This is a genomic window from Pseudomonas sp. KH_050 (genome assembly GCF_057838875.1).
In genome coordinates, this window is sequence record NZ_CM174478.1 from 6,295,582 (window position 1) to 6,317,796 (window position 22,215).

Below are 22,215 nucleotides of genomic sequence, written 5' to 3' on the forward strand. Positions count from 1 at the left end.
GGTTTATCCTACTGCACTTCTTCCAGTGCCTGCGCCAGCGGCACATAAAACTCCTCAAATAGCGCATTTACCGCTTCCCGCGCCTGGTCCGTGACAAATCCGGCTTCCAGCACCAGCACCTGATAGACCCCGCGCTTGATTGCTTCTTCACTCAGATGCGTGGAATTTTCCCGCGTGGTACAGAGAAAACGCACCCAGGAGGTCAGGATGATCCAGGCGTTGAGGGTCAGAGATTCGATCTGGACCTTGTCCATTCGCAGAATGCCGGCCTCAACGAAGCCCTCGTAAATGGCCCCGCCCTGAATCAGACAACGCTGGGAAAATCGTCGATAACGGTCGGCCAGTTCCGCATCGCTGTCGAGCAGGTGTTCGAGATCCCGGTGCAGGAAGCGGTAGCGCCACATGGCGGCGAGCAGCGCTTGCAGGTAATACCGCTTGTCTTCGACCGTGGCTGCGCGGCCTTGGGGTGGGCGCAAAAAACTGTCGACCAGATTTTCGTATTCACTGAACAGCACGGCGATGATCGCCTGCTTGTTGGGGAAGTGGTAGTACAGGTTGCCCGGAGAAATCTCCATGTGCGCGGCGATATGGTTAGTGCTGATGCTGCGCTCGCCCTGCTGATTGAACAACTCCAGGCTGTTCTGGACGATGCGCTCGCTGGTTTTTATCCGTGGGGCCATGGGCTTGGGCTTTAATTCAGAGTGCGTTGCCGAACATCTTACGACCTATCCCGCATCGGATAAATCAAAGCTGTCGAGGGATGTCACTTGACGCTTTAGAGTATAGACTCTAAAACTCGCTCACTAAAATAAAAAGGAGCCGTCCATGTCTGCCGACATCGCCTACCTGCAAGACTCCCAACCGCAACTGGACGAGCTCCACAGCCTGTTTACCGCCCAGCGCCAGGCCTACGCAGCCAACCCGATGCCGTCGGCAGCGCAACGCCAGCAGTGGCTCAAGGCCCTGCGCGAAGTGTTGAGCGACGAACGCCAGGCATTGATCGATGCCATCAGCCAGGACTTCAGCCATCGCAGCGCCGATGAAACCTTGCTCGCCGAGCTGATGCCCAGCCTGCACGGCATCCACTATGCCAGCAAACACCTCAAAGACTGGATGAAAGCGTCCCGACGCTCGGTGGGTGTCGCCTTCCAGCCAGCCTCGGCCAAGGTCGTCTATCAACCGCTGGGCGTGGTCGGGGTGATCGTGCCGTGGAACTATCCGCTTTACCTCGCCGTCGGGCCTTTGGTCGGTGCGTTGTCCGCCGGTAACCGGGTGATGCTCAAGCTCAGCGAGTCGACGCCGGCCACCGGGCAATTGCTCAAGCAATTGTTGGCCCGGGTCTTCCCAGAAGACCTGGTCTGCGTGGTGTTGGGGGAAGCCGAGATCGGCATGGCCTTTTCCAGACTGCGCTTCGATCACCTGCTGTTCACCGGCGCCACCAGCATCGGCAAACATGTCATGCGCGCGGCGGCGGAACATCTGACTCCGGTGACCCTGGAACTGGGCGGCAAGTCCCCGGCCATCGTCTCCACCGACGTGCCGCTCGAGGATGCGGCTGAACGCATTGCCTTCGGCAAGACCCTGAACGCCGGACAAACCTGCGTCGCTCCGGATTACGTGCTGGTGCCAGAAGACCGCGTGGGTAGCTTCATCGAAGCCTATCGCAAGGCCGTTCGCGGGTTCTATCCGAAACTCGCCGATAACCCGGACTACACCGCCATTATCAATGACCGGCAACTGGCGCGGCTTAACGGCTACCTCAGTGACGCCACAAGCAAGGGTGCGCTGCTGATCCCGCTGTTCGAGCAGAATCAGGGCCGGCGCATGGGCCACAGCCTGCTGCTGAACGTCAACGACGAAATGACCGTGATGCAGGACGAGATCTTCGGCCCGCTACTGCCCATCGTGCCCTACAAGGGCCTGGATCAGGCCTTTGCCTACATCAACCAACGGCCGCGTCCGCTGGCGCTTTACTACTTCGGCTACAACAAGGCCGAGCAACGTCGCGTGCTCGACGAGACTCACTCCGGTGGCGTTTGCATCAACGACACCCTGCTGCATGTCGCTCAGGACGACCTGCCGTTCGGCGGCATCGGCGCATCGGGAATGGGCCATTACCACGGTCATGAAGGCTTCCTGACGTTCAGCAAGGCCAAGGGCGTACTGACCAAGCAGCGGCTGAACGCGGCGAAGTTGATTTATCCGCCCTACGGTAAATCCATCCAGAAGCTGATTCAGAAGCTGTTTGTTCGCTAACCCTACTGCCGTCGGGTAATAACAATAATGACCCCAAGCCTGTCCGAATCACCCGAGTTGTCTCGCCGCGGCCTATTGAAATTCAGCCTCTGCGCCAGCGCCTTCCTGGCCACCACCGGGCTTGGCGCCAGCCTCAGCGGTTGCTCGGCCAGCACTGCGGCCAGCGGTTTTACGATTCTGCGTAGCAGTGACCTGGCATTTCTGCGGGCGCTGATTCCGGTGATGCTCGAGGGCGCCGTGGCTGCCGAGAAGATGCCCGCCGCCATCGACGGCACTCTGCAAGGCCTGGATCGCGGCCTTGATTACCTGTCGCCGGCAATGCTCAAGCTGACCCGGCAGCTGTTTGACGTGCTCGGCATGCCCGTCACCCGCGGGCCGCTGACCGGAGTCTGGGGCAGTTGGGAGAACGCCAGCGCCGATGATATCCAGCACTTTCTCAAGCGTTGGGAAAACAGCTCACTGAGCCTGCTGCGCATGGGCCACAGCTCGATTTTGCAGTTGGTGATGATGGCTTGGTACGGTCGCGCGCAATCGTGGACGCATTGCGGATATCCGGGGCCGCCCAGGATTTGAGACTTGCGCTGCTCCATTCGCGGGCAAGCCCGCTCCAAGGAGCGAGCTTGCTCGCGATTGGCCGCGTTGCGGTCATCTGCGTTTAAACCATAAAAACAAGAGAACCCGACATGCCCGTACCTGATCTGTTTCGCGAGGGCCTGGCCCGTGGCTGGAAAACCCGGGACGGCTCGCAACTCGAGCAGGACCTGACGCTGGAAGCGGACGTGGCAATCATCGGCAGCGGTGCCGGTGGCGGGACCACGGCGGAAATTCTCAGCGCCGCCGGTTACAAGGTGCTGTTGATCGAAGAAGGCCCGCTAAAGACCAGCAGCGATTTCAAGATGCTCGAAGACCAGGCCTACGCCAGCCTCTATCAGGAAGGCATCGGCCGCATGAGCAAGGACGGCGCTATCACCATCCTGCAAGGCCGTGCGGTCGGCGGCACAACGCTGATCAACTGGACCTCGAGCTTTCGAACCCCGGAGCCGACGCTCGAACACTGGGCCAAGGAACACCAGGTCAAAGGCCACAGCCCCGCCGAGATGGCGCCCTGGTTCGAAAAAATGGAGCAACGTCTCGGCATCGCACCCTGGATCATGCCGCCCAACGCCAACAACGATGTGATCAAGAAGGGTTGCGAAAAGCTCGGCTATGGCTGGCATATGATCCCACGCAATGTTCGCGGTTGCTGGAACCTCGGCTACTGCGGCTTGGGCTGCCCGACCAATGCCAAACAGTCGATGCTGGTGACCACCATTCCGGCGACACTGGAAAAAGGCGGCGAGCTGCTGTATCTGGCCCGCGCCGAGCGCCTGCTGATCAAGAACGACAAGGTCAGCAGCCTGCACTGCGTGGCCATGGATGCGCGTTGCGTCGCGCCAACCGGGCGCAGCATTACCATCAAGGCGCGGCACTATGTGCTGGCCGGTGGCGGTATCAACAGCCCGGCCTTGCTGTTGCGCTCCGAGGCGCCCGACCCTCATCGGCGGCTCGGCAAGCGGACCTTCCTGCACCTGGTGAACATGTCCGCCGGACATTTCGACGAAGTGATCAATCCGTTCTACGGCGCGCCTCAATCGATTTATTCCGACCACTTTCAATGGCAGGACGGCACCACTGGCAAAATGTCCTACAAACTCGAGGTGCCGCCACTGCACCCGGCGCTGGCCAGCACCTTGTTCGGCGGGTTCGGCACAGACAACGCCCTGCGCATGGAACAGCTGCCCCATACCCACGCCATGCTCGCGCTGCTGCGAGACGGTTTCCACCCGGACAGCCCCGGCGGCAGTGTCGAGCTGCGCGGCGACGGTACACCGGTGCTCGACTATCAGGTTTCAGCCTATGCCTGGGACGGTTTACGCCGGGCCTTTCACAGCATGGCCGAAATCCAGTTTGCTGGAGGCGCCGGACAAGTCATGCCCCTGCACAGCGATGCCCGTTTTGTGAAAACCCCGGCCGAAGCCCGTACGCTGATCGACGGTCTGAGCCTTGAGTTGTATCGCACGCGCCTGGGCAGTGCTCATGTCATGGGCGGCTGTGCCATGGGCGAAGATCCGAAAAATGCCGTCTGCGACAGCCTCGGCCGGCATCATCAGCTGAGCAATCTTTCGATCCATGATGGCTCGCTGTTTCCCACCAGTATTGGCGCCAACCCGCAGTTGTCGGTCTACGGGCTGACAGCGAAACTGGCGACTTCACTGGTCGAGCGTTTAAAAAACTCGTGAAAAAGCACACTATTCGTACTGTCTATATCGCTTTCTTACTCTAAAGGCGACTTGGCCGACCGGGACGGCTGCGATACCATCCGATTCCCCAACGGACTCCCGCCAGGACGACGCGATGAACCGAGTGTTGTACCCAGGAACCTTCGACCCTATTACCAAGGGCCATGGCGATCTGGTCGAACGCGCCGCACGCCTGTTCGACCACGTGATCATTGCCGTCGCCGCCAGCCCGAAGAAAAACCCGCTGTTTCCCCTGGACCAGCGAGTGGCGATGGCCCGAGAGGTCACCAAACATTTGCCGAACGTCGAAGTCGTCGGTTTCTCCACGCTGCTTGCGCACTTCGCCAAGGAGAAGGACGCCAATATCTTTCTGCGAGGCCTGCGGGCGGTATCGGACTTCGAATACGAGTTTCAGCTGGCCAACATGAATCGCCAGTTGGCGCCGGATGTGGAAAGCCTTTTCCTCACCCCATCGGAGCGTTATTCGTACATTTCATCGACGCTGGTTCGGGAAATCGCGGCCTTGGGCGGTGATATTGCCAAGTTCGTCCATCCTTCCGTCGCTGACGCCCTGACACTGCGGTTCAAGAAGTAACGCAGATAGGCTGCAGAAGGTTCGGGCCGCGTTCGGACGATCTTTTGCAGTCCATCGCGCCCGCGTGCACTCCGGGCGCCAATGCGGCACAATTGTGTGCATTAGTTTTCAGATGCCTGGGCCAGCCGCCCCGGCAGGAGCGCCCCATGTCCCTTATCATCACCGACGATTGCATCAATTGCGACGTCTGCGAACCCGAGTGCCCGAACGCTGCCATCTCTCAAGGCGAAGAGATCTACGTGATCGACCCGAACCTGTGCACCCAATGCGTCGGCCATTACGACGAACCACAGTGCCAGCAGGTTTGCCCGGTCGACTGCATCCCGCTGGATGAAGCGCATCCGGAAACCGAAGAACAGCTGATGGCCAAATACAAGCTCATTACTGGCAAGGTGTAAGACTGAAGTTATTGGATGTCTTCCAGGACAGGGCCAGCAGATCTATCACTCCCGCTGGCCATACTCCTCCCCGGTACACCCCAGGCAGCGCGCAAACGCCGCTTTGCCCGGATCGAGCACCAGCGCCTGGCCGGCCTCGCCGATCCCGCCGCCAAAAGCGGTGAACGGCAACGACACCACAAACACTCCCGCCCCGATGACGGTCGCCACCACCAACAATGGCCGGGCGATCAACAGGTCGCCGATCATGGCGAAGGCCGGCGGGTTCTGAATGGTGTAGCTCGGGTCGCCACTGCCGTTGCCAGAAGAGGCCAAGGCCGGCGATGTCTGCAGGCCCAGGTTCAAGGCCAGCGCAACGACGAGGGTAGGAAACAGCTTCATGACACGGTCCTTCAGCAAACAAACAAAGGCTCACTATAGACCCTGAGGTCTACTCAGCTCTGGCAACGTGGGCAATAGACGCTGGCGCGCTGCCCCAGGCGAACCTCTCGCAGGCCCGTACCGCAGACTTTGCAGTGCTCATTGCCACGGCCGTAGACGAACAATTCCTGCTGGAAGTAGCCGGGCTGACCGTCGCCACCGATAAAGTCGCGCAAGGTCGTACCTCCGCGCTCAATGGCATGGGCGAGGATGCGTTTGATCTCGATAGCCAGCTTCAGATAACGCATCCGGGAAATACCCTTGGCCTCGCGACGCGGATCGATACCGGCTGCGAACAATGCTTCAGTCGCGTAGATGTTGCCTACGCCGACCACCACGGCGTTATCCATGATGAAGGGTTTCACCGCCATCGAACGCCCGCGGGAAAGCTGGAACAACCGCTCGCCGTCAAACAGATCGGTCAGCGGCTCGGGGCCCAGGCGGATCAACAGTTCGTGATTGAGTGGATCGAGGCTCCAGAGCATCGCCCCGAACCGCCGAGGGTCGGTGTAGCGCAACGCCAGGCCCGACTCCAGTTCGATATCCACATGTTCGTGCTTGGCCGCCGGCATGCCGACTTCCACCAGGCGCAAATTCCCCGACATGCCCAAATGGCTGATCAGCGTCCCGACCTCGGCATTGATCAGCAGGTACTTGGCCCGCCGATCGACCTTCACGATGCGCTGCCCGGACAGGCGCACATCGAGGTCTTCCGGGATCGGCCAGCGCAAGCGCCGGTCACGGACGATCACCCGGCTGACGCGCTGGCCTTCCAGGTGCGGGGCGATTCCGCGCCGAGTGGTTTCGACTTCCGGTAATTCAGGCATGACGCTCTCAGGTCAGGAAATAACCGACGCTCAACGGTGAACGCCCAATTCGCGAATCGACTCTTTGAGGTTCTCGAAGTCGTAGTCCGAGAGACCGACATAATCGAGCACCAGATGGCCGATGCTGTTCCACTCATGGTCATCGATCTGATTGCCCAACACCCGGTACGAGGCACAGATATGTTCGGCCATCTTCAGAATCGCCAACAGGTTCTTCAACTGGTTGTTGCGCGACGATTCATCGCTGAAGATCGCCAGCGCATTGTGGTGATTGGCAATGGCATCGCTCACGTGATCCGGCAAACGCCACGACTTCGCGGTGTAGTAGCCGACCACCGCATGATTGGTGTTGAACGCGCGATTTTCGGTGTCCACCACGCGGCATTGCGGGCCGGCACACGCATAAGACTCTTCAAGAACGCTCATGTAGTTGGGGAAGCGCTTGAGCATCAGCGGCACTCCACAATCATGAAACAAACCCAGAGCATAGGCTTCATCGACCGCTTGCGAGCCAATGCGCTTGGCCAGCGTCAGGGAGGTCATCGCCACATCCTGGGCGGTATCCCAGAAACGGTTCAGCGTAAGAATAGTGTCGTCGTTCATCTCGCCCTTGATCGACTGGGCGTTGATCAAATTGATAATCGAGCGACTGCCCAACAGGTTCACTGCGCGTTGTATCGACGCGATCTTGTTGCTCAGCCCGTAATACGGCGAGTTGACGATCTTGAGCAGCGCACCGGAGAGGCCTGGATCCTGGGCAATCAACCGAGAGATTACTTCCAGATCCGGGTCCGGCATGTACTGCTCCATCTGCAAATCCACCATGATTTGCGGTTGAGGCGGCACGCTGATGCCTTGCAGGGCCTGTTGAATCTGTTCGGGGGAAAGCTCTTGGGACATAGGTACACACTCTGGACTAGACGGCGATTCTAACCTTTATAAAGTCCGATCTGACACATCGTGTTTTACAGCCCATCCGGCAGCGCGGCCAATTGCCAAGCAACACGCTATACTCCCGCTCTTTTTTCCGGAGCGACGTCATGTCCCTGCCAAGCCTGCGCCTCAAAGCCAACGCCGACCGTCGCCTGCGCAACGGCCACCTGTGGGTTTACAGCAATGAAATCGATGTAGCAGCCACCCCACTGCACGGCTTCAAGGCGGGCGATCAAGCGATTCTGGAAGCTGCCGGCGGCAAGCCGCTGGGCATCGTCGCCATGAGCCCGAATAACCTGATCTGCGCACGCTTGCTGTCCCGGGACATCAAGTTGCCGCTGGACAAGTCGCTGCTGGTGCACCGCCTCAACGTAGCCCTGTCCCTGCGCGACCGGCTGTTCGACAAGCCGTTCTATCGCCTGGTCTATGGTGACTCCGACCTGCTGCCGGGCCTGGTGGTCGACCGTTTCGGCGACATCCTGGTGGTCCAGATCGCTTCGGCGACCATGGAAGCCCATAAAGACGACGTGATCGCCGCGTTGACTCAGGTCATCAAGCCAAGCGGCATTCTGTTCAAGAACGACTCTGCCGCCCGTGATGCCGAAGGTCTGAATCGCTACGTCGAAACCGTCTTTGGCCTGGTGCCGGAGTGGGTGGCCCTGGAAGAGAACGGCGTGAAATTCGAAGCGCCGGTCATGGAAGGCCAGAAAACCGGTTGGTTCTACGACCACCGCATGAACCGCGCCCGCCTCGCCCCGTACGCCAAGGGCAAACGTGTGCTCGACCTGTTCAGCTACATCGGCGGTTGGGGCGTGCAAGCTGCAGCCTTCGGCGCCAGTGAAGTGTTCTGCGTCGATGCTTCGTCCTTCGCCCTGGACGGCGTCGAGCGCAACGCCGCGTTGAACGGTTTTGCCGAGAAAGTCACCTGCATCGAAGGCGACGTCTTCGAAGCCTTGAAAGAACTGAAAGCCAGCGAAGAACGCTTCGACGTCATCGTCGCCGACCCACCGGCGTTCATCAAACGCAAGAAAGACCTGAAGAATGGTGAAGGCGCTTACCGTCGCCTGAACGAGCAAGCCATGCGCCTGCTCAGCAAAGACGGCATCCTGGTCAGCGCTTCGTGCTCCATGCACTTGCCCGAGGACGATCTGCAAAACATCCTGCTGACCAGCGCCCGTCACCTGGACCGTAATATCCAGCTGCTCGAACGCGGCGGCCAGGGTCCGGACCATCCAGTACATCCGGCCATCGCCGAAACGCGCTACATCAAGAGCATTACCTGCCGGTTGCTGCCTAACAGCTAAGGCAGCGCCCTACTGTAGGAGCGTCGACCGACTGCTCCTACAGTACTCTCGGAATCTTCCCTCGCACCTCCACATTGACTTCCTCCGCCATCAATTCAATCCTCGTCCACCCCTCATGGACTGAGCGCACTGATTGATGATCCGCCCTAGTCACCCCACGAAAAAATTGTCTGTCATCCTGCTATTGATGACCATGACGTTGCTAGGCGTTTTCCCTCTGGATGTGGTTCTCCCGTCCTTTCCCGCCCTGTCCGACTACTTCCAGACCTCGTCCTCCGACATTGCCCTGTCCGTAAGCGTGTTTGCCATCGGCCTGGCGTTGTCCGTGGCGCTGATTGGACCGCTGTCCGATTTGCTGGGGCGCAAGAAGCTGCTTCTGTGCGGCATTGCCGTCGCGGTGGTCGGCGCAACGGGCTGCCTGTTTTCCGGCGAGTACCACTGGTTTCTGGGCTTTCGCGTGATTCAGGCCGTGGGCTGCGGGTCTTTTGTGTTGTCTCAGGCACTGGTCCAGGACCTGTTCGCCGGCAGGGAACAGGAACAAATCAGGATCTGGATGGTGACTGGCGGCGGGGTTTTCATTTCGATTTCGCCCCTGCTCGGGACCTGGCTGCAATTACATCTGGGCTGGCAGGGCAGCTTTTTTGTTTTTATCACACTGGCGGTCATCGTCTGGCTGAAAGCCTGGTTCCTGCTGGAAGAAACCCGGCGCAGTAGCGCAGCATCGCCCCACAGTTTTTTCAGTGCTTACTGGCTGGTTTGTTCGGATATCCGTTTCATCGGCAATTGGCTGATTTCCGCCCTGGCCTTTGCCTGCCATTTCTCGTTTATCGTCATTTCGCCGATCATTTTCATGGAGCGGCTAAAGTTCTCGGCCTACGAGTTTGCATGGGCTTTGTTGCTGTATGGCGTGGCCTATGTGTTCGGCGGGATTGTCGCCAGTGTTATGCATCGGCGGCTGCAAGCAGACACCCAGATTACTATTGGCCTGCTGCTGATCGCCTTGTCAGGCCTGGTGATGTTGTGGCTCGCCAGTCAGCTCGGCACCAGCGCTGCCACGGTATTGATCCCCATGCTGATTTGCACGGCCGGCACCACCATTGCCAGGCCCATTGCGAACTCCAGGGCCATGAGCCTCTACCCGCAAAACGCCGGAACCTCTACTTCGGCCGGCGGCGTGCTGATTTTCATGTGCGGCGGCTTGATAAGCGTTGTGATCAATCTGGTGTCCGAGGACCTGACCACCGCCCTGGCGCTGTGTTTTTTGATGCTGAGCACCCTAAGTCTTGGCTTGAATGCGCTGATCAGTCGGCGTAACAGACACATCCAGATCCACTGTCAAAAAGACAATCCTGTCCGTCCAACTTAACGTGGAGCGTCCAATTGCAGAGAGGACAATGGAATGTCCACAACACCTCACGCCCATCACTTTCTCGGAATCCGGGTGTATGTATCTGCTCATCGCCGTTACTCATCAGGAGTGAGCTTGCTCGCGAAAAATTAACAGGCGCCACGACATATCAGGCACACCGCATCATCGTTAACGTTTATCGCGAGCAATCAGCGTCGACCGGCTGTGCCTGCAGGGACGTGGAGTACGCGCGTCCCGTCATCGCACCATTCCTTCCTGGCGCCAGCGGTGTAGAATCGGCGGATTCATCGCCAGTCATCCCCCGGCGGGTTTATGAGCTCAAGCCCAGACACGCGGCGATCCCGCAGTGTTAACGGCATCTTCCGGGCACACGGCCATTTCTGTGTGTTCCAGACGTCAATAGAAGCTCACTTCCCTTTTGATACCTGATTAGCCGCCCGGAGTGCTTCATGCCTGATTACCGCTCGAAAACATCCACCCATGGCCGCAACATGGCCGGCGCTCGCGCACTGTGGCGCGCCACGGGGATGAAGGATGACGACTTCAAAAAGCCGATCATCGCCGTTGCCAACTCGTTCACTCAATTCGTACCGGGCCACGTCCACCTCAAGGACATGGGCCAACTGGTCGCCCGCGAGATCGAGCGCGCCGGTGGTGTCGCCAAGGAATTCAACACCATTGCGGTGGATGACGGCATCGCCATGGGCCATGACGGCATGCTCTATTCGCTGCCGAGCCGCGAGATCATCGCCGACTCCGTCGAGTACATGGTCAACGCTCACTGCGCCGATGCGATCGTCTGCATCTCCAACTGCGACAAGATCACCCCCGGCATGCTGATGGCGGCCTTGCGCCTGAACATCCCGGTGATCTTCGTTTCCGGCGGGCCGATGGAAGCGGGTAAAACCAAGCTCGCCAGCCACGGTCTGGACCTGGTCGACGCCATGGTGATCGCCGCCGACTCAAGCGCTTCTGACGAGAAAGTCGCTGAATACGAGCGCAGCGCCTGCCCGACTTGTGGTTCGTGCTCCGGCATGTTTACCGCCAACTCGATGAACTGCCTGACCGAAGCTCTTGGTCTGGCCTTGCCAGGCAACGGCTCGGCACTTGCCACCCACAGCGATCGCGAGCAGCTGTTCCTGCAAGCCGGCCGCACCATTGTCGATCTGTGCCGTCAGTACTACGGCGACAACGATGACTCCGTATTGCCGCGCAACATCGCCAACTTCAAGGCGTTCGAGAACGCCATGACGCTGGACATCGCCATGGGTGGCTCGACCAACACCATCCTGCACTTGCTGGCTTCGGCTCAGGAAGCCGAGATCGACTTCAACCTGCAGGACATCGATCGCCTGTCGCGTAAAGTCCCGCAACTGTGCAAGGTCGCGCCGAACATCCAGAAGTACCACATGGAAGACGTGCATCGCGCCGGCGGGATCTTCAGTATCCTCGGCGAACTGGCCCGTGGCGGCTTGCTGCACACCGACCTGCCGACCGTGCACAGCAAGACCCTGGCCGACGGCATCGCCAAATGGGACATCACCCAGACTGACGATGAAGCCGTTCACACTTTCTTTAAAGCAGGCCCGGCCGGCATCCCGACCCAGACCGCATTCAGCCAGTCGACACGTTGGGAAACCCTGGATGACGACCGTGAAAACGGCTGCATCCGCAGTGTCGAGCACGCTTACTCGCAAGAAGGCGGCCTGGCTGTGTTGTACGGCAACATCGCCCTGGACGGCTGCGTGGTGAAAACCGCCGGTGTCGACGAGTCGGTTCATGTGTTCGAAGGCAACGCAAAAATCTTTGAAAGCCAGGACAGCGCCGTACGCGGCATCCTCGCTGACGAAGTAAAGGCCGGCGACATCGTGATCATTCGTTACGAAGGCCCGAAAGGCGGTCCGGGCATGCAGGAAATGCTCTACCCGACTTCCTATCTGAAATCCAAAGGACTGGGCAAAGCCTGCGCTTTGCTCACCGACGGCCGCTTCTCCGGCGGTACCTCGGGCCTGTCCATCGGTCACGCTTCGCCTGAAGCAGCAGCCGGCGGCGCCATTGGCCTGGTGCGCGATGGCGACAAGGTGCTGATCGACATTCCAAACCGCTCGATCAACCTGTTGATCAGCGATGAAGAGATGGCTGGTCGCCGTGCCGAGCAGGATCAGAAAGGCTGGAAACCGGTGGAAGTGCGTCCACGCAAAGTGACTACCGCGCTAAAGGCCTACGCCTTGCTGGCGACCAGCGCCGACAAAGGCGCTGTGCGTAACAAGGCGATGCTCGACGGTCTGTAAGCGTCAATCTCAGCAATACAAACGCCCCGGTAGGAGCTGCCGCAGGCTGCGATCTTTTCCGGGGCGGCACCCATCCCCAGGATCAAAAGATCGCAGGCTTCGCCAGCTCCTACGCCGACCGGGTACACCCGTGAAACTCTGGCTACACGCGATCCCGTAGGAGCTGCCGCAGGCTGCGATCTTTTCCGGGGCGGCGCCCATCCCCAGGATCAAAAGATCGCAGGCTTCGCCAGCTCCTACGCCGACCGGGTACACCCGTGAAACTCTGGCTATACGCGCAGGCTGCGATCTTTTTCGGGGCGGCACCAATCCCAGAAGATCAAGATCAAAAGATCGCAGGCTTCGCCAGCTCCTACAGGATATCTTCCGGCTTGACGATCACCCAGTTCTTGTCCGCTGTCACCTCCAGGCCCTCTTTGGCCTGAGCCGCGGCGTGCTTGGCCATCATGCCGTTAATCTGGGTCATGTATTTGTCTTTGCGATTGATCCACAGGTGGATGCCGCCCTTGGCCACGTCGACGCTGTGAAACAACATGTAGCCGTCGCTGGTCGGGGTATCGCCGCCCACCAGAACCGGTTTTTTCCATTCATCGATGTAGGTCAGGATCGCCGCCTGCTTGCCAGCCATCCAGGTTGCAGGAGTCCACAGGTACGGCGTCAACTCGAGACCGAGGTTGGCCTTCTCGTCATATTTTCCGGCGGTGATCTGCTTGCGCGCGGTGGTCAGGTCGCCGGTCTTGGGGTCCTTGAGCAGCAGGGTCACGCCAATCACGTTCTGCGGTTTGACGTTGTAGCCGTACTTCGGATCGGAAGCGACCATCCGGACCAGTTCTTCGGAAGCGGCGGTCATTACGTAGACCTCGATGCCGTTCTCCATCAGCTTGTTGTAGAGTTCTTTCTGCCCAGTGAAGATCTTCGGTGGATTCACTTCGATGGTCTTGACCACGTCGCCTTCGTAGTAAGTGCTCGACACCGGCTTGCCGGAGGCCATCAGCTCGTCGACGTAGCCCTTGAGTTCCTTGAGGGTAAAACCGGAGAAGACTTGCGCGACCCATGGGTAGCAGACCATGTCGTCAAGTTCGCAAAGGCGGTAGTAGTAACTGAACAGGCTTTCCTTATGGTCGGCGGTGTCCTTGAACGGGATCAGCTTCAGGGAGGGATCGAGTTTCTCGCGAGTGATCAGGCCCTTGTTTTCCATGAACGGCAACAAAGACTCTTCCAGATCGTAGCGGTAACTGGTGTTGTCCATGTCGAACACCGCGTAGTTACCTTTGTTGGCGTTGGCCGCGATCATCGCGTCCAGTTGCCTGGCCTGATCCTGCGGCCAATGCTTCAAGTCGGTGGCGAACGCCTGACCGACAAGGCCCAGGCACAGCGCAACGGCAAACAACCTCGGAGCGAGCTTCATGTGCGTTTTCTCCCTGAATTGAAGCTATCGACGCTAACAAATCCGCATGACAGCTCTCTCCTGCGCGCGACCGCTTGCGTCCTGATCACGTCATCGGCATTCGCCTGAGCGTCAGCGGCTTATTCCAAAAACGACAGCAACCATTCCATTCGGGTATTAATTCGTTAGATATCAAACTGTTAGGATTCGCGGTTCGCAATCGCAACCAAAGGCGATTGGCTCAAGTCTTTATGGAGCTTCAATGAATCTGCCGCTGATCCTCAATCTGCTGGTATTCCTCGCCCTGTTGCTGGGCCTGGCACAAACCCGCCACACCACCTGGAGTCTGGCCAGGAAGGTCCTGCTGGCGTTGGTGCTGGGCGTAGTCTTCGGTGTCGCGTTGCACAGCATTTATGGTGCCGGCAACCCGGTCCTGAAAGCCTCAATCGGCTGGTTCGATCTGGTGGGCAACGGCTACGTGCAGTTACTGCAAATGATCGTGATCCCGCTGGTGTTCGCCTCGATCCTCAGCGCCGTGGCCCGTCTGCACAACGCTTCGTCGCTGGGCAAGATCAGCTTCCTGACCATCGGCACCCTGCTGTTCACCACCGCCGTCGCCGCGCTGATCGGCATCGGCTTGACCAACCTGTTTGGCCTGACCGCTGAAGGTCTGGTGGCCGGCACTCAGGAACTGGCACGCCTGCAATCCATTCAGACCGACTACGCCGGCAAGGTTGCCGATCTGAATATCCCGCAATTGCTGCTGTCGTTCATCCCGCAGAACCCGTTCGCCGACCTGGCCCGGGCCAAGCCGACGTCGATCATCAGTGTGGTGATCTTCGCCGCGTTCCTTGGAGTCGCCGCGCTGCAACTGCTCAAGGATGATGTCGAAAAAGGCCAGAAAGTGCTTAGCGCTATCGACACCCTGCAAGCCTGGGTCATGCGCCTGGTTCGCCTGGTGATGAAGCTCACACCCTATGGTGTGCTGGCGCTGATGACCAAAGTGGTCGCCGGCTCCAACCTGCAAGACATCATCAAGCTCGGCAGTTTCGTGGTGGTGTCGTACATCGGCCTGGGTCTGATGTTCGTGGTTCACGGCCTGCTGGTATCGGTGGCCGGGATCAACCCGCTGCGCTTCTTCCGTAAAATCTGGCCGGTGCTGACCTTTGCCTTCACTAGCCGCTCCAGCGCCGCGAGCATTCCGCTGAGCATCGAAGCACAGACTCGTCGCCTGGGCGTTCCGCAATCGATCGCCAGCTTTGCCGCCTCCTTTGGCGCGACTATTGGCCAGAACGGTTGTGCCGGACTCTACCCGGCGATGTTGGCGGTGATGGTCGCACCGACCGTCGGCATCAACCCGCTGGATCCGCTGTGGATCGCGACGCTGGTGGCGATTGTGACCTTGAGTTCGGCCGGGGTTGCCGGTGTCGGCGGTGGTGCGACTTTTGCCGCGCTGATCGTGCTGCCGGCCATGGGATTACCGGTGTCACTGGTGGCGCTGCTGATCTCGGTCGAACCGCTGATCGACATGGGCCGTACCGCGTTGAACGTCAGCGGCTCGATGACCGCCGGCGCAATCACCAGCCAGATCATGCAGCAGACTGATAAAGAGCTGCTGGATACAGACGAACATGGGGAACTGGTGCAGGCGTAGGAGCTGCCGCAGGCTGCGATCTTTTGATCTTTGTGCCCGCTAAAAGATCGCAGCCTGCGGCAGCTCCTACGGGGGCGGGCCGGGCGGGGTTCCAATGCCCGCGAAGCTTTTAGGCTTTCTCCCACACCTCGAAGCTGTACGCCGGCTTGTCATCCACTGCCGGATTCGGGGTCTCGGACACCAGCTTCCACTGCCCCGAATCAAACTCCGGAAACCACGCATCGCCCTGCGGGCTTAGTGCCACGCGAGTCAGGTACAGCCGATCGGCCTGCGCCAACCCTTGCGCATACAGCTGCGCGCCGCCTATCAGCATCACCTCATCGACGCCTTGCTCGCGGGCCCATTCCTGTGCGCGGACCACGGCGGCCTCCAATGACGGATAAACCTCCGCGCCTTCCAGACGCAAATCCGCCTGACGACTGACCACGATGTTCAGCCGGCCCGGCAGCGGACGACCGAGGGAATCCCAGGTCTTGCGCCCCATGATGATCGGCTTGCCGAGGGTGGTGGCCTTGAAGTATTTGAAATCCCCCGGCAAGTGCCAGGGCATGCTGTTGTCGACGCCGATCACGCGGTTTTCACCGAGGGCTGCGATCAGGCTGAGGGGGAGAGTTTTATTCATGCCGGCGAGGATACCAGAGGCTCACTCGCCCGCAACGTACCCCGATCAGCGCACAGCGGTTATGCTCTTGGCTCACTTGAGCAATGGGATGCCGCGTGACTGCACTGACCCCGCTGGAAAACCTCTGGCTGACTGAAACCGTACGCCTGCGTGAAGAACACGCAGGGCCCTTGGAAGACCTCGAAGCCAATCGCCTGGCCCGCAACGCCGGGGGCGACCTGCCGAGCCGAATCCAGTCCCGCGCCAGGTGGCTGGCCGACCGCGATGGGCTCACCGACGCGCTACGCCATTGGCTGCAGGGCGCACGGCTGGCCTTGATCGTACTGGCGCTGCTGGCGATAGTCAGCGGCGCCGGACTGGCGTTTGCCGCGCTGGGTAACGGCCAGGCTCCGGTCAATGTGTTCTGGGCACTGGGCAGCCTGCTCGGGTTGAACGTGCTACTGCTGCTCGGCTGGGCCCTGGGCCTGCTGTTCGCCGCAGAACAAGGCGCCAGCCTGGGGCGCTTATGGTTGTGGCTCAGCGAAAAACTCGCCCGGGATGCCAAAGCCGCACAACTGGCACCCGCGCTGTTGCTGTTACTACGACGCAAAAAGCTCAATCGCTGGGCCGTTGGTGTGCTGGTCAATAGCTTGTGGCTGTTGGCACTGCTCAGCGCCCTCGCGATTGTGCTGATGCTGCTGGCGACCCGGCGCTATGGTTTTGTCTGGGAGACCACCATTCTCGGTGGCGAGACCTTTGTCGCCATGACCCAGGCGTTGGGTGCCCTGCCCGCCCTGTTGGGTTTCAGTGTGCCGACCGAGGACATGATCCGCGCCAGCGGCGATGCCGCGCTGAATATCGAAAGCGCCCGCCAAGCCTGGGCCGCGTGGCTGGTCGGGGTACTGCTGGTCTATGGGGTATTGCCGCGTCTGCTGCTGACGCTGTTGTGTTTATGGCGCTGGAAGCACGGCCGTTCGACCTTGCACCTCGACCTGAACCTGCCTGGCTATAGCCAATTGCGCGAACGCTTGATGCCCAGCAGTGAACGGCTCGGTATCAACGATGCCGCACCCGAGCAATTGCCGGTGATCCAGAGTGGCGTCAGCGCACAGGAAAGTGATGGTGCATTGCTGGTCGCCATCGAGCTGGACGATCAACGCCCATGGCCGCCGCAACTGCCAAAAACCGTTAAAGACGCCGGCATCCTCGACAGCCGTGAATCCCGGCAAAAGCTCCTGGAGCAAATGAGCCGCTTTCCCCCGGCACGTCTGGCGATTGCTTGCGACCCGCGTCGCTCGCCGGATCGCGGCAGCCTGGCGCTGATCGCCGAACTGGCCCGCAGTGCCACGGCGACCCGCGTCTGGCTGCTGCAGGCGCCGCCGGGCCAGGCACTGGATGCCGAGCGCCTTGGCGACTGGCACGTTGCTCTGCAGCAGCTGGAGTTGCCGTTCGCCGATTGCGCCCCGTTGAACTGGTTGGAGCACGGACATGACTAAGCCACTGAAACTGGCCGTGGTCGGTCACACCAATGTCGGCAAAACTTCGCTGCTGCGCACCCTGACCCGGGATGTCGGCTTCGGCGAAGTCTCCCATCGCCCAAGCACGACCCGCCACGTCGAAGGTGCGCGGTTGTCGGTGGACGGCGAAGCCTTGCTCGAGCTTTACGACACTCCGGGCCTGGAAGATGCCATCGCTCTGCTCGACTATCTGGAGCGCCTGGAACACCCCGGCGAACGCCTCGACGGCCCGGCGCGCCTAGCGCGGTTTCTCGATGGCAGCGAGGCGCGCCAGCGTTTCGAACAGGAAGCCAAAGTCCTGCGCCAATTGCTGGCCTCGGATGCCGGCTTGTATGTGATCGACGCCCGCGAGCCAGTGCTGGCCAAGTACCGCGATGAACTGGCAGTGCTCTCCAGCTGCGGCAAGCCACTATTACCGGTGCTGAATTTCGTCAGCAGTGCCAACCACCGCGAACCCGATTGGCGCGAAGCCCTGGCCCGCCTGGGGTTGCATGCACTGGTACGTTTCGACAGCGTGGCACCGCCGCAGGACGGCGAGCGACGACTCTACGAGAGCCTCTCCCTGCTGCTGGAAAGCTCTCGCGGCCAGCTGGAGCGGTTAATTGCCGACCAGCACAAGCAACGCCTGGCTCGTCAGCAAAGTGCCGCGCGCTTGATCGCCGAACTGTTGATTGACTGCGCGGCCTGTCGCCGTAGCGTGGTCAGCCAGGCCGAGCAAGAACAGCAAGCCATCAGCGAATTGCGCAAAGCCGTTCGCCAGCGCGAACAACGCTGCGTCGAAGCGTTGCTCAAGCTCTATGCCTTCCGCCCGCAGGACGCTGCCGCCAGTGATTTACCCCTGCTCGATGGCCGCTGGGGCGATGACTTGTTCAACCCGGAAACCCTCAAGCAACTTGGCGTTCGGGTCGGTGGCGGGATCGCCGCGGGCGCGGCGGCCGGCGCCGGGGTGGACTTGCTGGTCGGCGGCCTGACCCTGGGTGCCGCCGCGCTGGCCGGGGCCATTGCTGGAGGCGCACTGCAAACCGCCCGCAGCTATGGCAGCCGCTTGCTCGACAAGATCAAGGGCCAGCGTGAGTTGACCGTCGACGATAGCGTGCTGCGGTTGTTGGCCCTGCGCCAACGGCAATTACTGCAAGCGCTGGACCTGCGCGGGCATGCGGCGATGGACAGCATTCAGGTCGCCACCCCGCAAGACAAAACCTGGCGTGAAGGGAAATTGCCCGAGGCTCTGAACAAGGCACGGGCGCATCCGCAGTGGTCGTCGCTTAATTCTCATGCGCGGTTGAGTCAGGCGGAACGGCAGGAGCAGGTCGAAGCATTGGCGCAACAGCTCAACCAACGCTAGACAGGTCTGCCCGGCCCTAAGGTGTGTCAAAAAAACTTTCGGCGCATAAGCGATCCCTCTGACGAGCAATTATCGCCAATTGAATTTCATAGCCGTCAGGTCGACTGGCGATTAGTACCATTTGAATGCCAAGAAGCTGCTACTCATCAACTTGATCAGCTTCTTGTCCGCTTTATCGATCACTCCATTTCTATCGATATCGTTATTGGTAAAGGATTCCAGCATACTGTCATCATCACTATCATACGCAGCAGCGCTATAAACCAATGTTAGCCGGCCCCCTGCACAACCGTCTTCATAGAAATTCAGTTTGACGGCTTGAGGAGCCCCTTCCCTGGAATAAGATTCAACCGCAACAGTGAGATAGCGGTGCCAGTTATCATGCTGATTGAACCAGTTCAATGCCAGAAACGTGTTGGCAAACATCCTTAACCACTGCTTGTCTGCAACATTGTATTTACCATCATTATTGACATCTCCAGAGAACTCGAAATCGATCTGTTCATCGGCGTTGATATCTATCGCGACAGCTTCATGAATCAACTCATCAGGGGTATATGATTTTTTACGATAGAAGTGAAGCCACACTGTATCAGCCATCCCATTGCCGCTTCTATCCTGAGCAGTGACTTTTAAGTAGCGCATATTGAACCCCTATAAAAAACCGCCACACCGTTAGAGTGACGGCCATAAGACAGCCTCTCAAAAACTCGCCCACAATATAGTTTTTGCCTCATGTATCATTTCATCAGGGCAGCGGGAATATTTTTGATAGAAATTAAATATTACAGTATCGGCTTTATCGTTATTGCTACGATCCTGGGCAGCCGCTCTGAAATAACGCATGGTATTCACTCCTTCGACTTATGAGACAAACACCTTAATTTGAGCATTGCACCTTCACAAGCCGACGCGTCTTCGTTTACCGTAAGAATACTTCTCCGTTCACTATAAGACTAGTGACGCTAGAGTCAGTCCCAGTGAAGCGCCAGCGTGTTGAGGCGTGGCCGACTGAGCCAAAGACATCGACCACTTTGCGAACCGCTTGTTCGTACTACACCAACAGCACCCGATTTGCCTTGGCCTTCAGCAGCCGAGCGGTTATTTCCATCTAAACTTCAGGAAAGTATCAGCCAGCCGCCGGACCAGCGCCTCGTCCACTTCGTCGATAATGCCGTCATGGTTCACATCAAAATGGATGTTCCACTCCAGCGTCCCATTGTTGTCAAAGTCGTAGGCAGCATGCCAGGAGGCCAGCGTTCGCTCGCTTGCCTCGCCAGTACCTTCGTGCAACTGCAAACGTACGGTGTCGGGCGTACCATCGGCATAGAAGTCTTCAGCGAATATTTTGAGGTAGCGCTTCCAGACCGCCCCACGATTGAACCAGTTCAGCTGCAGATAGGCGTTGGCGAACGTCTCCAGTAATCGCTCATCGACGACGTTTTCCCGACCATTGTTTGTCACATCGCCCATTTTGTAGTCGACCTTGCCATCAGCTGTCAGGTCCAGAGCAAAAGCCGTATTGACCAGAATATCTTCAGCCTCACCTCCCGACTGCTCATAAAACTGAAGAAGTACCGTTTCTGCTTTGCCATTTCGAAGACGATCTTGAGCGGTAACTTTTAAAGTTCTCGATGCCCTGCCCACAAAGATGCCCGATGTCGTGAAAGAACGCTGCCAGCACCACCTCATCGTCGAAGCCTTCGGCCAGCGCCAGCTGTGCGGCCTGGGACATGTGCTCGAGCTGCGACACCGGTTCACCGATGTAATCGCTGTCACCGAATTGCTCATACAAGCCGAAGACCTCGGCGATGACCTGCTCACTGCTATTCATCCAGTTTCTCCCAACAAGGTCGCGACATTTCGCTCAGCCATTGCCGGCCCGACACTCATGCCCACACCGGTGTGCATCAGCGCGATACTCACCCCCGGTGCCGGGCGCAGGAACGAAAATGGACCCGGCCCGCGAGAACCATAGACGCCCTGCCAGCGCTCGACCACCTGCACCTTGCAACCCAGTGTCTGCTCGGCCAGTTCGATCAACCAGTTGTCCACCTGCTCACCGTTGAACGGTGATGGATCACGGGCGTAATCGTGGGAGTCACCGATGATCAGCTCGCCGTAAGGTGTAGGGCTGATCAATAGATGAATCCCGTGTTCGTGCAGATGTGGCGCCTGGCGCAGGATCTGCGCTTGCACCGCCGCGGCTTCAGGCAGATCGGCAAACGCGCCGTAATGCACGCAACTCAGACCGGTCAACAATGCATGTTGCAGATTCAGGTTGAGCTGCGGTCGAGCGCGGAGCATTTGCAGACGACAGATTTGCGGGTTCAGTTCAGCGATCTGCTCGGCCAGCAACGTCTGATAATCATGACCGGAACAGACCACGATTTGCTTGCCACCGAAGGTCCCCGCAGTGCTGTGCAACTGGCCTGGTTCGATGTCACGAACCAGCGTCGAGAAATGAAACTCCACACTCAGCTCGCGGCGCAGGTAGTCGATCAGTTTAGGTATCGCTTCGCGGGAGTACAGTTGCTGATCATCCAGACCGTGCAATGCCGCGCGATGATGACTGAACTGGCCAGCATACAAGTCGCGCAATGCCGCACCGCGCAGCAGCTCGACTCGGTAGCCGTGCTCCACCGCGCGACCGGCGCAGAACGCTTCGAGCACGTGTTCTTCGGCTTCGTTGCGGGCAAACAGGTACGAACCGTTGCGCTTGAGTTGCAGACCCGCCAGTTGTGCCCATTGGCCCCAGATATCGCGACTGGCCCGCGCCAGATCAAGCATCGGCCCAGGCGGTTGGCCAGTGACCAGTGCCTGGCCGAAATTACGCACCGAAGCGCCCAAGGGCGTTTCGCTGCGTTCGAAAACTTTGACCTTGAGACCGCGTTTGGCCGCGGCATAAGCGTGGGACAGGCCGAGAATGCCCGCGCCGACGATCAGCATGTCGCTGTGATTAGCCATGTTTTATGCCCTGAGTAATTCTTGCGCACAACGGAGATCCCCTGTGGCGAGGGAGCTTGCTCCCGCTCGGCC

At 59.3% G+C, this 22,215-nt stretch carries 21 protein-coding genes and 1 pseudogene; 11 read left to right on the forward strand and 11 right to left on the reverse strand.

Translation table 11 applies throughout. The features are described 5' to 3' along the window. Positions 1–8 precede the first annotated feature (8 nt). Positions 9–680, reverse strand: coding sequence for a TetR/AcrR family transcriptional regulator (locus AC3IUA_RS28975; protein ID WP_489358191.1), 672 nt, complete (start codon positions 678–680; stop codon positions 9–11). Positions 681–825: 145 nt separating this feature from the next. Between AC3IUA_RS28975 and AC3IUA_RS28980 the strand changes: the two genes are divergently transcribed. The 5 genes from AC3IUA_RS28980 to AC3IUA_RS29000 all read left to right on the forward strand — a co-directional run bounded on the left by AC3IUA_RS28980 (position 826) and on the right by AC3IUA_RS29000 (position 5,528). Next, a complete protein-coding gene (locus AC3IUA_RS28980) occupies positions 826–2,256 on the forward strand; it encodes a coniferyl aldehyde dehydrogenase (protein WP_489358193.1) in 1,431 nt (476 codons plus the stop codon). 27 nt (positions 2,257–2,283) lie between these two features. Then, positions 2,284–2,829: a twin-arginine translocation pathway signal protein gene (locus AC3IUA_RS28985; RefSeq protein WP_489358194.1), complete on the forward strand. Its 546-nt coding sequence runs from the start codon at positions 2,284–2,286 to the stop codon at positions 2,827–2,829. 110 nt (positions 2,830–2,939) lie between these two features. After that, positions 2,940–4,535 carry a GMC family oxidoreductase gene (locus tag AC3IUA_RS28990; RefSeq protein WP_489358195.1) on the forward strand — a complete coding sequence of 532 codons (1,596 nt, stop codon included), beginning with the start codon at positions 2,940–2,942 and terminating at the stop codon, positions 4,533–4,535. Between the two features lie 115 nt (positions 4,536–4,650). Beyond that, complete coding sequence (coaD, locus tag AC3IUA_RS28995) at positions 4,651–5,130, forward strand: pantetheine-phosphate adenylyltransferase (protein WP_489358196.1); 480 nt, start codon at positions 4,651–4,653, stop codon at positions 5,128–5,130. A gap of 146 nt (positions 5,131–5,276) precedes the next feature. Continuing rightward, on the forward strand, positions 5,277–5,528 hold the full coding sequence (locus tag AC3IUA_RS29000; RefSeq protein ID WP_489358198.1) for a YfhL family 4Fe-4S dicluster ferredoxin: 252 nt from the start codon (positions 5,277–5,279) through the stop codon (positions 5,526–5,528). Positions 5,529–5,573: 45 nt separating this feature from the next. On the opposite strand, the gene AC3IUA_RS29005 is transcribed toward AC3IUA_RS29000, so the two are convergent. Genes AC3IUA_RS29005 through AC3IUA_RS29015 form a run of 3 tightly spaced genes read right to left on the reverse strand, consistent with a single transcriptional unit; the run spans position 5,574 to position 7,621 of the window. After that, on the reverse strand, positions 5,574–5,909 hold the full coding sequence (locus tag AC3IUA_RS29005) for a multidrug transporter (protein WP_489358199.1): 336 nt from the start codon (positions 5,907–5,909) through the stop codon (positions 5,574–5,576). Between the two features lie 53 nt (positions 5,910–5,962). Then, on the reverse strand, positions 5,963–6,775 hold the full coding sequence (mutM, locus tag AC3IUA_RS29010) for a bifunctional DNA-formamidopyrimidine glycosylase/DNA-(apurinic or apyrimidinic site) lyase (protein WP_489358201.1): 813 nt from the start codon (positions 6,773–6,775) through the stop codon (positions 5,963–5,965). Positions 6,776–6,805: 30 nt separating this feature from the next. Continuing rightward, the gene (locus AC3IUA_RS29015; RefSeq protein WP_489362515.1) at positions 6,806–7,621 is read right to left on the reverse strand and encodes an HDOD domain-containing protein; all 816 of its coding nucleotides are present in this window, start codon (positions 7,619–7,621) and stop codon (positions 6,806–6,808) included. Positions 7,622–7,815: 194 nt separating this feature from the next. On the opposite strand from AC3IUA_RS29015, the gene AC3IUA_RS29020 reads away from it, so the two are divergent. The 3 genes from AC3IUA_RS29020 (at position 7,816) to ilvD (ending at position 12,672) form a co-directional block, all read left to right on the forward strand. After that, positions 7,816–9,012: a class I SAM-dependent rRNA methyltransferase gene (locus AC3IUA_RS29020; protein WP_489358202.1), complete on the forward strand. Its 1,197-nt coding sequence runs from the start codon at positions 7,816–7,818 to the stop codon at positions 9,010–9,012. Between the two features lie 136 nt (positions 9,013–9,148). Beyond that, on the forward strand, positions 9,149–10,378 hold the full coding sequence (locus AC3IUA_RS29025) for an MFS transporter (protein ID WP_489358203.1): 1,230 nt from the start codon (positions 9,149–9,151) through the stop codon (positions 10,376–10,378). Between the two features lie 452 nt (positions 10,379–10,830). Beyond that, positions 10,831–12,672, forward strand: a complete 1,842-nt coding sequence (ilvD, locus tag AC3IUA_RS29030) for a dihydroxy-acid dehydratase (protein ID WP_489358204.1) — start codon at positions 10,831–10,833, stop codon at positions 12,670–12,672. Positions 12,673–13,024: 352 nt separating this feature from the next. Here ilvD and AC3IUA_RS29035 read toward each other — a convergent pair whose 3' ends face one another. Then, the gene (locus AC3IUA_RS29035; RefSeq protein WP_489358206.1) at positions 13,025–14,080 is read right to left on the reverse strand and encodes an HAD family hydrolase; all 1,056 of its coding nucleotides are present in this window, start codon (positions 14,078–14,080) and stop codon (positions 13,025–13,027) included. 241 nt (positions 14,081–14,321) lie between these two features. Here AC3IUA_RS29035 and AC3IUA_RS29040 point away from each other — a divergent pair, with 241 nt between their 5' ends. Further along, complete coding sequence (locus tag AC3IUA_RS29040; RefSeq protein ID WP_489358207.1) at positions 14,322–15,713, forward strand: L-cystine transporter; 1,392 nt, start codon at positions 14,322–14,324, stop codon at positions 15,711–15,713. Between the two features lie 109 nt (positions 15,714–15,822). Here the strand turns inward: AC3IUA_RS29040 and AC3IUA_RS29045 are convergent, their stop codons facing one another. Further along, positions 15,823–16,335: a dihydrofolate reductase gene (locus tag AC3IUA_RS29045; protein WP_489358208.1), complete on the reverse strand. Its 513-nt coding sequence runs from the start codon at positions 16,333–16,335 to the stop codon at positions 15,823–15,825. Positions 16,336–16,430: 95 nt separating this feature from the next. Between AC3IUA_RS29045 and AC3IUA_RS29050 the strand changes: the two genes are divergently transcribed. Both AC3IUA_RS29050 and AC3IUA_RS29055 read left to right on the forward strand, forming a co-directional pair. Further along, on the forward strand, positions 16,431–17,810 hold the full coding sequence (locus tag AC3IUA_RS29050) for a DUF2868 domain-containing protein (protein ID WP_489358209.1): 1,380 nt from the start codon (positions 16,431–16,433) through the stop codon (positions 17,808–17,810). After that, a complete protein-coding gene (locus AC3IUA_RS29055; protein WP_489358210.1) occupies positions 17,803–19,176 on the forward strand; it encodes a GTPase/DUF3482 domain-containing protein in 1,374 nt (457 codons plus the stop codon). Before AC3IUA_RS29050 ends, AC3IUA_RS29055 begins: the two co-directional genes overlap by 8 nt. Before the next feature lie 111 nt (positions 19,177–19,287). On the opposite strand, the gene AC3IUA_RS29060 is transcribed toward AC3IUA_RS29055, so the two are convergent. From AC3IUA_RS29060 to AC3IUA_RS29080, 5 genes and pseudogenes are all read right to left on the reverse strand, one after another. Further along, positions 19,288–19,821, reverse strand: a complete 534-nt coding sequence (locus AC3IUA_RS29060) for a hypothetical protein (RefSeq protein WP_489358211.1) — start codon at positions 19,819–19,821, stop codon at positions 19,288–19,290. Positions 19,822–19,878: 57 nt separating this feature from the next. Beyond that, a complete protein-coding gene (locus tag AC3IUA_RS29065) occupies positions 19,879–20,022 on the reverse strand; it encodes a hypothetical protein (protein ID WP_489358212.1) in 144 nt (47 codons plus the stop codon). 255 nt (positions 20,023–20,277) lie between these two features. Further along, a complete protein-coding gene (locus AC3IUA_RS29070) occupies positions 20,278–20,823 on the reverse strand; it encodes a hypothetical protein (RefSeq protein ID WP_489358213.1) in 546 nt (181 codons plus the stop codon). Then, positions 20,792–21,010: pseudogene (locus AC3IUA_RS29075) on the reverse strand (phosphohydrolase); the annotation flags it as partial. The pseudogene AC3IUA_RS29075 and the gene AC3IUA_RS29070, both read right to left, overlap by 32 nt. Further along, entirely contained in the window at positions 21,007–22,143 is a 1,137-nt protein-coding gene (locus tag AC3IUA_RS29080; protein WP_489358214.1) for a TIGR03364 family FAD-dependent oxidoreductase, read from the reverse strand. The gene AC3IUA_RS29080 and the pseudogene AC3IUA_RS29075, both read right to left, overlap by 4 nt. Between the last annotated feature and the right edge of the window lie 72 nt (positions 22,144–22,215).